Origin of the sequence: Micromonospora sp. NPDC051141, assembly GCF_044455765.1 — a bacterium.
Lineage (GTDB): Bacteria > Actinomycetota > Actinomycetes > Mycobacteriales > Micromonosporaceae > Micromonospora.
In genome coordinates this window covers 254,483-268,183 of record NZ_JBITFD010000008.1, presented here as the reverse complement: position 1 = coordinate 268,183, position 13,701 = coordinate 254,483, and the positions used below count along the sequence as shown (strand labels likewise).

The 13,701-nt window shown below is 75.4% G+C and carries 10 protein-coding genes; 5 read left to right on the top strand and 5 right to left on the bottom strand.

Going from position 1 to position 13,701, the window contains the following annotated elements:
• Positions 1–37 precede the first annotated feature (37 nt).
• Complete coding sequence (locus ACIA6B_RS17875; RefSeq protein WP_396774529.1) at positions 38–799, top strand: glycosyltransferase family 2 protein; 762 nt, start codon at positions 38–40, stop codon at positions 797–799.
• 66 nt (positions 800–865) lie between these two features.
• Here the strand turns inward: ACIA6B_RS17875 and ACIA6B_RS17870 are convergent, their stop codons facing one another.
• Together ACIA6B_RS17870 and ACIA6B_RS17865 are read right to left on the bottom strand one after the other, a co-directional pair.
• Positions 866–3,442, bottom strand: coding sequence for a discoidin domain-containing protein (locus tag ACIA6B_RS17870; RefSeq protein ID WP_396774527.1), 2,577 nt, complete (start codon positions 3,440–3,442; stop codon positions 866–868).
• 171 nt (positions 3,443–3,613) lie between these two features.
• Positions 3,614–4,690, bottom strand: coding sequence for a DUF4037 domain-containing protein (locus ACIA6B_RS17865; protein WP_396774525.1), 1,077 nt, complete (start codon positions 4,688–4,690; stop codon positions 3,614–3,616).
• Between the two features lie 99 nt (positions 4,691–4,789).
• Between ACIA6B_RS17865 and ACIA6B_RS17860 the strand changes: the two genes are divergently transcribed.
• On the top strand, positions 4,790–5,713 hold the full coding sequence (locus ACIA6B_RS17860) for a 5'-3' exonuclease H3TH domain-containing protein (protein WP_396774523.1): 924 nt from the start codon (positions 4,790–4,792) through the stop codon (positions 5,711–5,713).
• A 454-nt stretch (positions 5,714–6,167) separates the two neighbouring features.
• Here the strand turns inward: ACIA6B_RS17860 and ACIA6B_RS17855 are convergent, their stop codons facing one another.
• Both ACIA6B_RS17855 and ACIA6B_RS17850 read right to left on the bottom strand, forming a co-directional pair.
• Positions 6,168–7,121, bottom strand: a complete 954-nt coding sequence (locus ACIA6B_RS17855; protein ID WP_396774522.1) for an MHYT domain-containing protein — start codon at positions 7,119–7,121, stop codon at positions 6,168–6,170.
• Positions 7,122–7,287: 166 nt separating this feature from the next.
• On the bottom strand, positions 7,288–10,068 hold the full coding sequence (locus tag ACIA6B_RS17850; protein WP_396774521.1) for a DEAD/DEAH box helicase: 2,781 nt from the start codon (positions 10,066–10,068) through the stop codon (positions 7,288–7,290).
• Positions 10,069–10,154: 86 nt separating this feature from the next.
• On the opposite strand from ACIA6B_RS17850, the gene ACIA6B_RS17845 reads away from it, so the two are divergent.
• Together ACIA6B_RS17845 and ACIA6B_RS17840 are read left to right on the top strand one after the other, a co-directional pair.
• Positions 10,155–10,919 (top strand): HAD family hydrolase, encoded by a 765-nt coding sequence (locus tag ACIA6B_RS17845; RefSeq protein ID WP_396774519.1) that lies wholly within the window; start codon positions 10,155–10,157, stop codon positions 10,917–10,919.
• Positions 10,920–11,042: 123 nt separating this feature from the next.
• Positions 11,043–11,969 (top strand): EamA family transporter, encoded by a 927-nt coding sequence (locus ACIA6B_RS17840; RefSeq protein ID WP_396774517.1) that lies wholly within the window; start codon positions 11,043–11,045, stop codon positions 11,967–11,969.
• On the opposite strand, the gene ACIA6B_RS17835 is transcribed toward ACIA6B_RS17840, so the two are convergent.
• Positions 11,932–12,858: a diacylglycerol kinase gene (locus ACIA6B_RS17835; RefSeq protein ID WP_396774515.1), complete on the bottom strand. Its 927-nt coding sequence runs from the start codon at positions 12,856–12,858 to the stop codon at positions 11,932–11,934. The genes ACIA6B_RS17840 and ACIA6B_RS17835 overlap by 38 nt on opposite strands.
• A gap of 95 nt (positions 12,859–12,953) precedes the next feature.
• On the opposite strand from ACIA6B_RS17835, the gene ACIA6B_RS17830 reads away from it, so the two are divergent.
• Positions 12,954–13,700, top strand: coding sequence for a hypothetical protein (locus ACIA6B_RS17830; RefSeq protein WP_396774513.1), 747 nt, complete (start codon positions 12,954–12,956; stop codon positions 13,698–13,700).
• Position 13,701 lies beyond the last annotated feature (1 nt).

The following is a 13,701-nucleotide window of genomic DNA, read 5'->3' as shown; positions in this document are numbered from 1 at the left end:
GGCCGCGCCGGCGGACGACGCCACCCCGGGAGGTTCCGTGATCGTGCTGGTGCCGGTGTACCGGCCGGGTGACCGGCTGCCGCCGCTCGTCACCGACCTGACCGCCGCGTTGCCCGGGGCGTCCGTGCTGGTCGTCGACGACGGCAGCGGCCCGGACGCCGCCGCGGTGCTCGCCGACGCCCGCGCCCGGGGCGCGACCGTGCTGCGCCGCCGGGTCAACCGGGGCAAGGGCGTGGTGCTGCGCACCGGTTTCCGGTACGCCCTGACGCACCGCCCGGGCGATGACGTGGTCTGTGTGGACGCCGACGGCCAGCACCTGGTCTCCGATGTGGTCCGCGTGGTCGACCGGATGCGTGACACCGACGCCCAGACGCTGGGGGTGCGCCGGTTCGACGGCGAGGTCCCGGCCCGCAGCCGGTTCGGCAACGCCGCGACCCGGGCGGCGTTCCGGCTGGCCACCGGCCGGGACGTGCGGGACACCCAGACCGGGCTGCGCGCCTACCCGGCCGGGCTGCTGCACCGGCTCACCACGGTCCCCGGCGACCGCTTCGAGTACGAGATGAACGTGTTGCTGGACGCCGTCCGGGCCGGGCTGCCGATCGAACAGGTCGACATCGCCACCCGCTACCACGCCGGCAACTCCGGATCGCACTTCTCCGCGCTCGCCGACTCGGTCCGGATCTACCGCCCGCTGGTCGGCTTCGCCGCGGCGCGGGCGCTCTCGCTCGCCCCGGTCGGGGTGGAGGCGCCCGGCGAGCGCGCGGCGACGCCCGATCCGTCCCCCGCCCGGATCTCCTGAGCCGGCGGCGGCCGGCGATCCCGAGCCGGCGGGGCGGCCGGCGCGTGCCGGCCGCCCCAGGCCCGGTCAGGGATAGCTGACCACGTTGACCGGCACGGTGTTCGTGCCCTGTGCCGGCCCACCGGTGTCGTTGATGACGTGGGTGATCGACCCGTTGCCGCCCAGCGAGACGGTGAGCAGGTCGTGGAACCGCACGCCGGCCCGGGTCGGGGCCTCGAAGGCGTGGTAGGCGGCGATGGTCGGGTCCACGTTGAAGTAGCAGTAGCTGCCCATCCCCCAGCCCTCGAACGAGGTGACCGAGTCGGCGACCTTGAACGCCGCGTACCCGACCCGGGAACCGTTCATCCAGGCGGCGGCGTTCGGCGGGTCGTACGGCAGCTCGTTCTGGAAGAAGATGGTGCGTCCGTTCTCGCCGTTCCAGATCACCTCGTGCTTCTGGTAGTGCTCGACGAAGAGCCCGAGCGCGGTGACGTTGTCGCCGTTGACGATCAGGCCGGTGTCGGCGGTGTTCACGGTCCAGCCGATGCCGGTGCCGTGGTCGCCCCGCCAGGCCCAGATGTGGTCGATCAGCGCGTCGTCCTGGTTGACCACCAGGCTGGTGGTCGCCTTGCCGGCGTGCGCGCCGCCGATGCGGAAGAACACGTCCTGCACGGAGGTGGGGTCGGTGGCGTGCCGGGCCGCCGAGCCGGCGGGGCCGACCTGCAACAGCACCGGCGAGTTCACCGCGCCGGCGTCGAACAGCAGCCCGGCGAGCCGGACCCCGTCGACGTCGGCGACCGTCATCGGCACCACGCCGTTCTGCGGCACCAGCGTCGGGTAGCCGATGCCGAGCACGACCGTGCCGGGCCGGTTGACCGCGATGGTCTGGTCGACGGCGTAGACGCCGGGCGTGAACAGCAGGTTCAGCCCCTGGGCCAGCGCGGTGTTGATGGTGGCCGCCGAGTCGCCGGGCTTCGCCACGTAGAACTGGCTCAGCGGGATCGACGTGCCGGGCGTGGCGCCGCCCAGCCAGGACGCGCCGACCGCGTTGGTCCGGGTGGACGGCACGAACACCTGGTAGGCGCCGCCGCCGTCGAGGTAGAGGTAGGGCACGTCGCGGCTGACCGGGGTCTGGGCCAGCGTGGTGTACGGCGGGTTCGGGAAGCTGGTCGCGGGCGCGCCGACCACGCCGGAGTTGGTCACGTTCCAGACCGCGTTGAGGTACCCGCCCACGTTGCTGTCCCGGGTGTACCACTGCTGCTGGGAGTACGGCTGGACCACGCCGGTCACCCGGCTGTCCGCGATGTAGCCACCGCTGGCCCAGCCGTAGCCGTTCGGGGCCAGGTTCAGGTCGCCCTGGATGTCCATCCGGCGGAACGGCGCGGCCTGCGACACCGCCCAGCGGGTGAACCCGGCGGACGGGAAGACCTGCATGTTCGACGCCGAGCGCCAGAAGTTCTGGGTGGCGTTGCCGCCGAACCAACCGGCGTCCACCGTGACGTCGCCGTGGATGCGCACATCCCCGGGGTTCCGGCCGAGCCCCATGATCGACGTGTAGAAGCCGATCTGCGCGTTGATGCCGGAGTAGTCGCCCGGCTTGAACATCAGCGCGTACCGCTGGGTCCCGAACTGGTTCGACTCCTGAGTGCGGAAGACGGTGTCGAGCTGGGTCTGGATGGTGGCGGCGGACATCGACGGGTCGAACGTGAGCACGTTGGGTCCGAGCGGCCCGCCGCCCGGCACGGTGCCGCCTCCGGTGGTGTTGACGGCGAGTTCCCAGAGCGAGTAGCCGTAGCCGGTGGCCCGCGCGGTGCCGTACACCCGCAGGTAACGGCCGGATCCGCTGACGGTCACCGCGTCGGTGCCGCCGTCGCCGCTGGTGGTGCTGTAGACCGAGGTCCAGGTGGTGCCGTCGGTCGAGGTCTGGATCTGGTACGCCCGCGCGTACGCGGCCTCCCAGGTCAGCACCACCCGGCAGAGGGTGCGGACGCTGCCCAGGTCGATCCGGAGCCACTGCGGGTCGGCGGCGGCACTGGCCCAGCGGGTGCCCGGGTTGCCGTCGACCGCCGCCGAGGCGGGGGTGCCGGCGTTCTCGGTCGACGAGGCGGTGGCCGGCCGGCCCTGGGCCGCGTTCGTCGCGGTGTCGCAGCCGCTGCCGCCGCCGGTGGTGCCGTAGACCTGGAACTCCCAGAGCGAGTAGCCGTAGGCGGTGGCCCGCGCGGTGCCGTACATCCGCACGTAGCGGCCGGTGCCGTTGACCGTCAGGTCGTCGGTGCCGCCGTCGCCGGTCGTGGTGCTGAACACGGTGGTCCAGGTGGCGCCGTCGGTGGAGGTCTGCACCTGGTAGGCCCGCGCGTACGCCCCTTCCCAGGTCAGGCTGACCCGGGAGACGGTGGCGGTCGCGCCGAGGTCGACCTGGATCCACTGGGGATCGGCGAACGCGCTGGACCAGCGGGTGCCGGTGTTGCCGTCGGTGGCGTTGGACGCCGGACTGCCGGCGTTCTCGGTCGAGGAGGCGGTGGTGGGCCGACCCTGGGACAGCAGCGGGTCGGCGGCGCGGGCCGGCCCCGCCGGGGCGGTCAGCGCTGCGGCGGCGAGCAGCGCGGCCAGCGCGGCGAGCAGCCGGCGGACCGGCCGGCGGCGGACGGGCGGAAGGGGTGACATGGGCAGCTCCGGGACGGGTGGAGTGCGGGAAACGGGCACGGGCGTGCCAGGGTGGCCGCCCGTGCGGTGGACCATCCCCGCACGCAGTGGCGCATGTCAATTCCCGGAAGCGACTTCCCCTGCTTTTTTCGCACCTTGTGAAAAGTCCGGAACAAAGCAGCGGTCGCGTCGTCAACCGGTCGCGGTCACCGCCGCCGCGACCGGCCGGACCCGGTCCGGGTGGGTGAGCACGTCGACGTTGTCGACGTACTGGTCCACCGCGCCGACCGGGGGCCGCTCGCGCAGCTCCGGGTCGTCGATCGCCGCGCGCAGCGCCTCGACGAACCGACCCGCGTGCAGCACCAGGAACGGTCGGTCGTGGAACGGACGGGCGGTCGGGTCCACGGGCGCGGCCAGCCCGGCGTCGTTGGTCCAGGCCGCCACCGTCTCCAGGGCCCGTACCAGACCGGCCTGTCGGGCCGGCCAGTCGCCGGGCCCGAGCGCGACGGCCAGCGCGTCCCGGACCGGCGCCGCCGCCGGCAGGCCGGCGAAGACCGTGCCGAGCCACTTCGGGTACGGCGGCCAGCGGCGGTGCAGCACCAGGCCGAGGCGCATCAGGTCGCGGGCCACCCCGGCGACGACGATCCGGCTGCCGAGGTCGTCGCCGACCTCGGCGCACCGGCCGGCCAGGTGCTCGGCCTGGGCCACCCGCTGCCAGCCGGCCAGCAGCACGTGCCGCCACACGTCGTCCGGGTACCACGCCAACCGCGTGCGGACCGCGGTGAGCGCCCCGTCCAGCCCGTCGTGGAACACCGCGCCCCCGGTCAGCTCGGCGAGCCGCTGCGTCGGCGTGGCCAGCCAGTCCGCCGCCGTCAGGCCGGCCCGCGGATCGACACCCAGCCGGTCCCGCAACCACGCCCCGAGTTCGTCGACGCTCACCCCGTGCCGGTCACCGTCCGCCCGGACCACCCCGAGCCGGGTCGTCGGGCCACCGGCGAACCGGGCGGGCCAACCGAGGAACTCCCCCGGCAGCTCCGCGTCGAGCACCGCCCGCACCTCGGGCACCCGCGCCGCGTCCGCCACGAACACCTGGGTACGCGGACCCCAGTCGTGGTCGGTGGAGCGGGGCGTGTCGAGGCCGAACAGCTCGGAGCCGCCGTCGAGCAGGCCGGCGGCGTACCGCAGGCCGGGCAGCCGGCGGGCCAGCAGCGGGGCCACCACCTCGTCGTGGAACCGACGGGCCAGGACCAGACCGGGTACGAAGCTCACCGGGCCAGTCTGCGCGCACCGGCGCTCCCCGGGCCGCCCGTTTCCAGGCGCACGGGTGCCTCCCCCACCTCGTCGGTGGGCTGTGCCACCCTGGTCGGCGTGGCACACCGACCCCCGATCCTGCTGATCGACTCCCCCAGCCTCTACTTCCGCGCCTACTTCGGCATTCCCGAGTCGGCGGCGAAGACGGGCGACGGCCAGCCGGTCAACGCCGTGCGCGGCTTCCTCGACATGCTCGCCCAACTGGTGCGCACCCGCCGGCCGGACCGGATGATCTGCACACTGGACCACGACTGGCGGCCGGCCTGGCGGGTGGAGCTGCTGCCGTCGTACAAGGCGCACCGGGTCGCGCCGCAGGGCGGCGAGGTCGTGCCGGACACGCTCTCCCCGCAGGTGCCGATGATCCTCGAGGTGCTCGACGCGCTCGGCGTACCGGCGGTCGGCGCGACCGGCTACGAGGCCGACGACGTGTTGGGCACGCTCTCGGTGACCCAGCCGGGGCCGGTCGAGGTGGTCTCCGGCGACCGCGACCTGTTCCAGCTCGTCGACGACGACCACCCGACGCGTCTGCTCTACGTCGGGCGGGGCGTGGCCAAGCTGGACGACTGCGACGACGCCGCGGTGCGGGCCCGCTACGGCGTGCCCGCCGACCGGTACGCCGACTTCGCCGCGCTGCGCGGCGACCCGAGCGACGGTCTGCCGGGCGTTCCCGGGGTGGGTGAGAAGACCGCCGCCCGGTTGATCGACCGCTACGGCGGCCTCGACGGCATCCTGGCCGCGCTCGACGACCCCGCTTCCGGCTTCGCGCCCGGCCTACGCGGCAAACTCGACGCCGCCCGCGACTACCTGGCCGTGGCACCCAAGGTGGTCCGCGTCGCCACCGACGTGCCGCTGCCCGAGCTGGACCCGACGCTGCCGACATCCCCGGCCGACCCGGACCGGCTGCTCGACCTGGCGCAGCGCTGGAACCTCACCGGCTCCTGCCGACGCCTGGTCGACGCGCTCGCCACCCCCCGCCCCTGACCCACCCCTCCCGCCCCGCCACGCCCCGCCGCCCCGCACCCCGTCGTCCCACGCCGCACCCCGGCGCCCCGCCCCGCCCCGCACCCCGTCGTCCCACGCCGCCCGCGCGCCGCACCCCGGCGCGCCGCCCCGCCCCGCGCCGCCCCCGCCGCGCCGCACCCCGCGCGCCGTACCGCCACGCCTCCCCGCCGTCCCGCACTCCACCCGGCGTGCCGCCCCCGCACCGCCCCCGCACCCCGTAACCCCGCGCCGCCCCCGCCGCGCCGCGCTCCGCCCCCGCGCTGTTTCACGGAAAGAGTGGCCATTCCGCGCGGAATGGCCACTCTTTCCGTGAATTAGTGGCCGTGGGGCCGTGGGCGGCGGCGTGGCGCGGGCCGGGCGGGAGGGTGCGGGAGGGGGCGGGGCGGGAGGGGTGGGACGGGGGCGGGACGGGGCGGGGGCGGGGCGGGGCGGGTCAGGGGCGTCGGTCGGTGGTGCGGCGGGAGGGGAACTGCGCGCCTGGCTGGGCCAGCGTCGACCGGGCCCGCAGGCCGACCGGGTCCGGCGTCGCGGGGGGCGGTGTCGAGGAGGTTGACGCCGACCGGGCGCGCAGGCCCACCGGGTCCGGCGCCGGTTCGGCCTCGGCCACCGGCGACGCGCCGTCCAGCCGTGCCGCCACGTACGCGGCGCCGGCCCGGTCGTCGTCGGACGGCGCGGCGAGCAACGCGTAGACCAGCCCGACCACGCCGAAGACCACCGCGAGCACGATCGGCACGAGCAGGCCGCTGACCTCGGTGCCGCCGTTGGCCGCGCCCCGGCCCTCGTGCAGGTGCACCGACAGCGCGCTCATGCCGGTGAAGTGCATGCCGTTCACGGCGATGCCCATGACCAACGCGGAGGCGATGATGGCGACGCCGCGCCGGACGGTCATCGCCAGCCAGAGCGCCACCGTGGCGGCCACCAGCGCGATCACCACGGAGAGCGTCACCCGCAGCGGGTCGTAGCCGAGCGTGCCGTCAAGCCGCATCGCCGCCATGCCGGTGTAGTGCATGGCGGCCACCCCGGCGCCGGTGAAGAAGCCGCCGGCGAGCAGCCGGGTCGCGGTGAGCCGACCGGTGCCCACGATGGCCAGGCCGATGCCGACCGCGCCCATCGCGATCACCGTGCTGGCGGCGGTCAGCGGCACGTCGTAGCGGATCCGGGTGCCGGTGACCGCGAAGCCGAGCATGGCCATGAAGTGCATCGCCCAGATGGCGGTGCCGCCCAGCGCCCAGGCCGCGAGCAGACCCCACCAGGCCCGCTGGCCGGCGCCGGTGGCGGTCCGGATCCGCCCCGCGCAGACCAGGCCGAGCGCCGAGCCGAGCACGGACAGCGCGTAGCTGAGCGCGGGTGTGATCCACCCGTACTCGAAATGATTGATCTCGCCCACGGTGACCTTCCCCCGATCCGCTGCCGGCGCGTGACCCGACGCGCTCCGGCAATGATCCGGCAGGGTCTGACCAGGCATGACGGCGGCCCCCCTCATGTTCGGGGGGTGCCGTCGCGATGACGCAGCGATGCGTCGATTTCCCGTCGGCGGTGACCGAAAGTGATCGTCAGGCGGAGGCGTGATAGGCCAGGACGCCCCGGTTCACGGCCGAGATCGCCTGCCGCGCGGTGGAGCGCAGCTCGGTCGACGCGCCGCCCGAGTCGGCGAGCTGGCCGAGCAGGTCGACCACCTGCCGGGCCCACCGGACGAAGTCGCCGGCCGGCATCTCGCCGTCGATCTGGTGCCCGCTGGCGAGCACCTTGGCCAACGCCTCCCCACGCGCCCACCGGTAGATCGGCCAGGCGAAGCCGAGATCCGGCTCGCGGGTGACGGCCAGGCCGCGGGCCGCCTCGTCCGCCTCGATGTCGCCCCACAGCTTCAGCGTCTCGTCGACCGCGTCGCCGACCGCGCCACGTGGCAGCGACGCCCGCTCGTCGACGTCCCGCCGGGCCTCGAAAACCACCACCGACACGGCGGCGGCCAGCTCGGCCGGGGACAGCCCGTCCCACACCCGGCGGCGCAGACACTCGGCGACCAGCAGGTCGGCCTCGGTCCAGATCCGGGCCAGCATCCGGCCGGCGTCGGTGACCTCCCCGTCGGGGGCCAGGTAGCCGCGTGCGGTCAGCAGCGCCACGATCCGGTCGAACGTACGGGCCAGGGAGCCCGTGCGCCCGCTGACCCGCTGCCGCAGCTCCTCGGTGTCGCGCTCCAACCGGCGACGGCGCTCCGCCCAGCGGGCGTGCTCCTCCCGGTCGGGGCAGGCGTGGCAGGGATGCCCGCGCAGCTCGACGCGGAGCTGGCTGAGCCGGTGGTCCTCCCCCACCGCCTGGCGGGACCGCCCGCCGCGCCGGCCCCCGTGCCGGTCCAGCCCGGTGCCGCTGACCGCGGCGGCCAGGTCGCGTCGGGCGGCCGGGGACCGGTGGTTGAAGTGCTTCGGGACCCGGATCCGGGTGAGCACCTCGGCCGGGGTGGTGAAGTCGCCGGGGCTGACCCGGCCGGCCCAGCGGTCCTGGGTGAGCACCAGCGGGCGCGGCTCCCCGAACCCACCGGTCGCCGGGTCGAGGACCACGGCCAGGCCGGCCCGCCGCCCGGACGGCACCCGGATCACGTCACCGACCCGCAGCCGCTCCAGCGACGCGACGGCCGCCGCCTTGCGCTGGGTCTGCCCCTGCCGGGCGATGGCCCGCTCCCGGTCGGCGATCGCCACCCTCAGCGCGAAGTACGCGTCGAAGTCGCCCTGGTGGCAGGTGGCCTCCGCGCCGTACGCCTCGATCGTCTCGGTGTTGCGCTGCACCTGCCGCGCCAGGCCGACCACCGAGCGGTCCGCCTGGAACTGGGCGAACGAGGACTCCAGCAGTTCCCGGGCCAGCACCGCGCCGACGCTGCCGACCAGGTTGACGGCCATGTTGTAGGACGGCCGGAAGCTGGACCGCAGCGGATAGGTGCGGGTGGAGGCGAGGCCGGCCACGTGCCGGGGGTCGGTCTCCGGCGACCAGACCACCACCGCGTGCCCCTCCACGTCGATGCCCCGCCGGCCGGCCCGGCCGGTGAGCTGGGTGTACTCCCCCGGGGTGAGGTCGACGTGGGCCTCACCGTTGAACTTGACCAGGCGCTCCAGCACCACGCAGCGGGCCGGCATGTTGATGCCCAGCGCGAGCGTCTCGGTGGCGAAGACGGCCTTGACCAGGCCGCGGACGAACAGCTCCTCGACGACCTCCTTGAACGCGGGCAGCATGCCGGCGTGGTGGGCGGCGAGCCCACGCTCCAGCCCGTCGAGCCACTCCCAGTAGCCCAGCACGGACAGGTCCTCACCCGGGATCGCGGTGACCTTGGACTCGACCACGCGGCGGATCTCGGCGCGCTCGTCGGGCGAGGTCAGCCGCAGCCCGGCGGCGAGGCACTGCTGCACGGCGGCGTCGCAGCCGGCCCGGCTGAAGATGAACAGGATGGCCGGGAGCAGCCCCTCCCGGTCGAGCCGGTCGACGATGTCCGGGCGCATCGGGCCCCGCCAGCGGGGGCCCCGCCGGCCGCCGCCGGGGCCGGCGCTGCGCCCCTCGCCCAGTTCCAGCCGGCGCACCGTGTCCCGGGTGTGACGCAGCAGCTCGGGATGGACGTCGTGCTTGCGGGCCGCGTCGGCGTCGTGGAACAGGTCGAACATGCGCTTGCCGACCAGCATGTGCTGCCAGAGCGGCACCGGCCGGTGCTCGGAGACCACCACCGCGGTCTCGCCGCGCACGGTGACCAGCCAGTCGGCGAACTCCTCGGCGTTGGAGACGGTGGCCGACAGCGAGACCAGCGTTACCGACTCCGGCAGGTGGATGATCACCTCTTCCCACACGCCGCCCCGGAACCGGTCGGCCAGGTAGTGCACCTCGTCCATCACCACGTAGGCCAGGCCCTCGAGCGTGGCCGAGCCGGCGTAGAGCATGTTGCGCAGCACCTCGGTGGTCATCACCACCACGGGCGCGTCCCCGTTGATCGCGTTGTCGCCGGTGAGCAGGCCGACCTGCGCGACGCCGTAGCGGTCCACCAGGTCGTGGTACTTCTGGTTGGACAGCGCCTTGATCGGCGTGGTGTAGAAGCACTTGCGCCGCACGGCCGGCCCGTCGTCACCCGGCGTGCCGCGCAGCGCCAGGTGCACGGCGAACTCGCCCACCACCGTCTTGCCGGCGCCGGTGGGCGCGCAGACCAGCACGCCGCTGCCCCGCTCCAGGGCCTCGCACGCCTCCCGCTGGAAGTCGTCGAGGTCGAACCCGAGATCGCGGGAGAATTCGTCCAGGGCCGGGAAGGCGGAGGCCTGCGCGGCCCGGCGGCGCGCCGCGGCGTACCGCTCGGCGGGGCTCGACATGCATCCAAGATTAATCGGTACCACCGACGACCACCGGTCAAGGCCGTCCGGCAGGGCCGTCGGAGCGGGTCGGTAGGGTGCACGACGTGCCGGACCGTACCGAACTGCCCCACGCCTCGCGCGGCGCCGACGACGCCGTCCGCCCGAGCCCGTCCCGCCGGCCCGTGGAGGCGGTGCTCTTCGACTTCCACGGCACCCTCGCCCAGGTCGAGGAGCCGTTGGCCTGGGTGCGCGCCGCGGCGTCCGCCTGCGGGGTCGAACTGGACCGGATCAAGGCCACCTCGCTCGCCGACCGGCTGCTCACCGCCGGCCGGGCCGGCGGTCCGCTGCCGGCCCGGGTGCCGCCCCGGCTGGCCGAGCTGTGGGCCGACCGCGACCTCTACCCGCACGCCCACCGGGGGGCCTACACCGGGCTGGCCGAGACCGTCGACGCCGGCATCGACGGGCTCGCCGACGCGCTCTACGAGCGGGTGCTGGTCCCCGAGGGCTGGTTGCCGTACCCGGACACCGAGCCGGTGCTCGGCGCGCTGCGGGCCGCCGGGGTCAAGGTGGCGGTCGTCAGCAACATCGGCTTCGACCTGCGACCGCTCTTCACCGCCTGGGGCCTGGACGCGCTTGTCGACGCGTACGCGCTGTCGTACGAGGTGGGGCGCTGCAAGCCGGACCCGGGCATCTTCCTGCGGGCCTGCGGGCTGCTCGGCGTCGACCCGGAGCACACGCTGATGGTGGGCGACACCCCGGCCGACGCCGGCGCGGTGGCGGCCGGCTGCGGCGTGCTGGTGCTGCCGTGCGCCGACCCCGGCCGGCCGAACGGGCTGGGCGCGGTGCTCGACCTGGCCGGCGTCCGGTGACCGGCCGCGCGTCGGGTCGTCAGCCTGACCGCACGGCGGAGCGCCGGGCCGGCCACGCGGCGGAGCGTCGGGCCGGCCGCGCGGCGGAGCGCCGGGGCCGGCACGCCCGGCCCGATGTCCGGCATGCCGGCTGAGGTCAGCGGCGGCACCGCCCGGCACCCCCTGCCACCGGGCCGGCTCGGTGGGGTGGCGCTGGTGCTCGGTGGGGCGTTGTCCGTGCAGTTCGGCTCCGCGCTGGCCGCGTCGTTGTTCCCGCGTACCGGGGTGGCCGGGGCGGTCACGCTGCGGCTCACTCTCGGCGCGCTGCTGATGCTCGTCGTGTGCCGGCCCCGGCTGCGCGGGCACCGGCGCGGCGACTGGGCCGCCGTGATCGCGTTCGGACTGGCCCTGGCCGGCATGAACTCGATCTTCTACCAGGCGATCGAACGGATCCCGCTCGGGCCGGCCGTGACGCTGGAGGTGCTCGGCCCGTTGGCGCTCTCCGTGGTCGGGGCGCGCCGGGTCGCCGCGTGGTGCTGGGCCGGGCTGGCGCTCGCCGGGGTCGCGCTGCTCGGGCAGGGCGGCTTCGACCGGCTGGACCCCGTCGGCGCGGCGCTGGCGCTGGCGGCGGGCACGATGTGGGCGGCGTACATCGTCTGCTCGGCCCGGGTCGGCGCGCGGTTCCCCCGGGCCGACGGGCTGGCCCTGGCCCTCACCGTGGCGGCGCTGGTCACCCTGCCGATCGGGCTGGTCGACGCGGGCGGTCGGCTGACCGACCCGGCGGTGCTGGGGCTCGGCGCCGGGCTCGCGCTGCTCGCCTCCGTGCTGCCCTACAGCCTGGAACTGGCGGCGCTGCGACGGCTGCCCACCGCCACGTTCGCGGTGCTGATGAGCCTCGGACCGGCGATCGCCGCGCTGGCCGGCTGGCTGGTCCTCGGTCAGGCGCTGCACCCGGTCGAGGTGCTCGCCATCGCGCTGGTGGTGGCCGCGAGCGCGGGCGCGGTCCGCGCCGCCGCCCCACCACCGGCCGTGGTCAGCGCAGCAGCCGCAGCGCCGCCGGCACGGCGGTGATGGTCACCGGCAACGGGAACGCCCGCTCGCCGTCCACGTACGTGGTGATGCCGTCGGCGACCAACTCCACCGTCCGCGCCCGGTAGGTCCGCACCAGCGGGTGCGTGACGTGGGTGCCCCGGTAGATGCGGGGCTTGACCCGCATCAGCGTGCGCCTGTCGAAGCGACCGCCCACCACCACGTCCAGCAGCCCGTCGGTCGGGTCGGCGTCCGGGCAGATCCGCATGCCGCCGCCGTAGCTGGCCGCGTTGCCGACCGCGACCAGCACCGCGTCCACCTCGTGCGGCACGCCGTCGAGGGTGAGCCGGTAGCGGCGGGGACGCAGCCGGGCCAGCTCGACCAGGATCGCCAGGTCGTAGCGGCGCCGACCGCGCGGCCAGCGCATCCGGTTGGCCCGCTCGTTGACGATCGCGTCGAAGCCGGCCGCGAGCACCGCGCCGAACCAACGGTCCTCGTCGCCGGGCCGGGACAGCCGGGCCAGGTCCACCGGGCGGGTCCGGCCGGCGGTCAGCGCGGCGGCGATCACGTCGACGGCGGCGAGCGGGTCGGCCGGGTAGCCGGTGTCCACCGCGAAGTCGTTGCCGGTGCCGGCCGGGACCGGCCCGAACGGCACCGCCGTGCCGGCGACCGCCTGCACCGCACGGTGCACGGTGCCGTCGCCGCCGACCGAGACCAGCGCCCCGGCGCCGCCGGCCACCGCGGCGTGGCACGCCGCCTCCGCCTCCCCGGCGGTACGCGCGCGCAGCAGCTCTACCGGGCGGCCGGCGGCGCCGAGTCGCGCCAGGACCTCCGGCAGCAGGCCCCGGTGCCGGCCCCGGGCGGCGGTCGGGTTGGCGAGCACGGCCACCGGGCCGGGCGGAACATGATCGGGCGCGGTCACGGCGAGCACGGTACGACACCGGGCGCTCCGCCCACCAGGGGAGACACCGACGTCGGTGATCGACGGGGCCGCGGCGCGGACGACCGTACGGCATACTCCGCGCCATGCGTTCCCGCACGCTGATCGCCGTCCTCGCCCCGTTCACGCTCGCCCCGTTCGTGCTGGCCGCCGGGCTGTGGTGGGCGCACCGGCCGGGCGAGACGCCCTGGCACGACAGCGCGGTCGCCGACGCGACCGGGACGGTCGACCGGCTGGAGAGCCGGTTCGACGCCGACCACCTCTACCGGGCCGACGAGTTCGTGCACGCCGCCGGGCAGGAGGAGGCCGTGGAGGTGCTCCAGGTGCGCGGCGAGACGCACTGGCAGACCGGGGTGACGTTGGTGCTGCGGGTGACCGGGCACGGCGTCGGCGTCAACGACTGGGGCGAACGGGTCGAGGGCACCGAGCCGGTCTGCTTCCGGCTGAACCTCGGCCCGGAACGGGACGACCGCGACGACGACATCGACTGCCCCACCGGCGACCCGCTGCCGGTCCCCCGGGACCCGTCCCTCACCGGCGTCGACGCCCGGCTCCGGGCGGCGCTCACCCGGTCCGGCCCCGACGAGGCCGAGGTCCGTGCCGCCGTGGCCGGCCTGGCACTCGACCCGGCCGTGCGGCAGGAGATCGCCGTGCGGGGCGGCACGGTCGGCGTGGCGCTGCGCGCCAGCCAGTACGACTGCCTGCTCGCCCGCGTCGGCCCGACGGGCGCCGCCGAGACGTGGCGGCCCTCCCGCGTCCAGCTCGCCCCCGGTGAGCTGAGCTGTTCCGCCGGGCTGGCGTTGAGCAGCCGGTTCGGCCACTCCGTCCGCTGAC

Coding starts and splice junctions, on each gene's coding strand:
- ACIA6B_RS17870 (WP_396774527.1), bottom strand. CDS start 3,442: ATGTCACCCCTTCCGCCCGTCCGCCGCCGGCCGGTCCGCCGGCTGCTC.
- ACIA6B_RS17850 (WP_396774521.1), bottom strand. CDS start 10,068: ATGTCGAGCCCCGCCGAGCGGTACGCCGCGGCGCGCCGCCGGGCCGCG.
- ACIA6B_RS17840 (WP_396774517.1), top strand. CDS start 11,043: ATGCCGGCTGAGGTCAGCGGCGGCACCGCCCGGCACCCCCTGCCACCG.
- ACIA6B_RS17830 (WP_396774513.1), top strand. CDS start 12,954: ATGCGTTCCCGCACGCTGATCGCCGTCCTCGCCCCGTTCACGCTCGCC.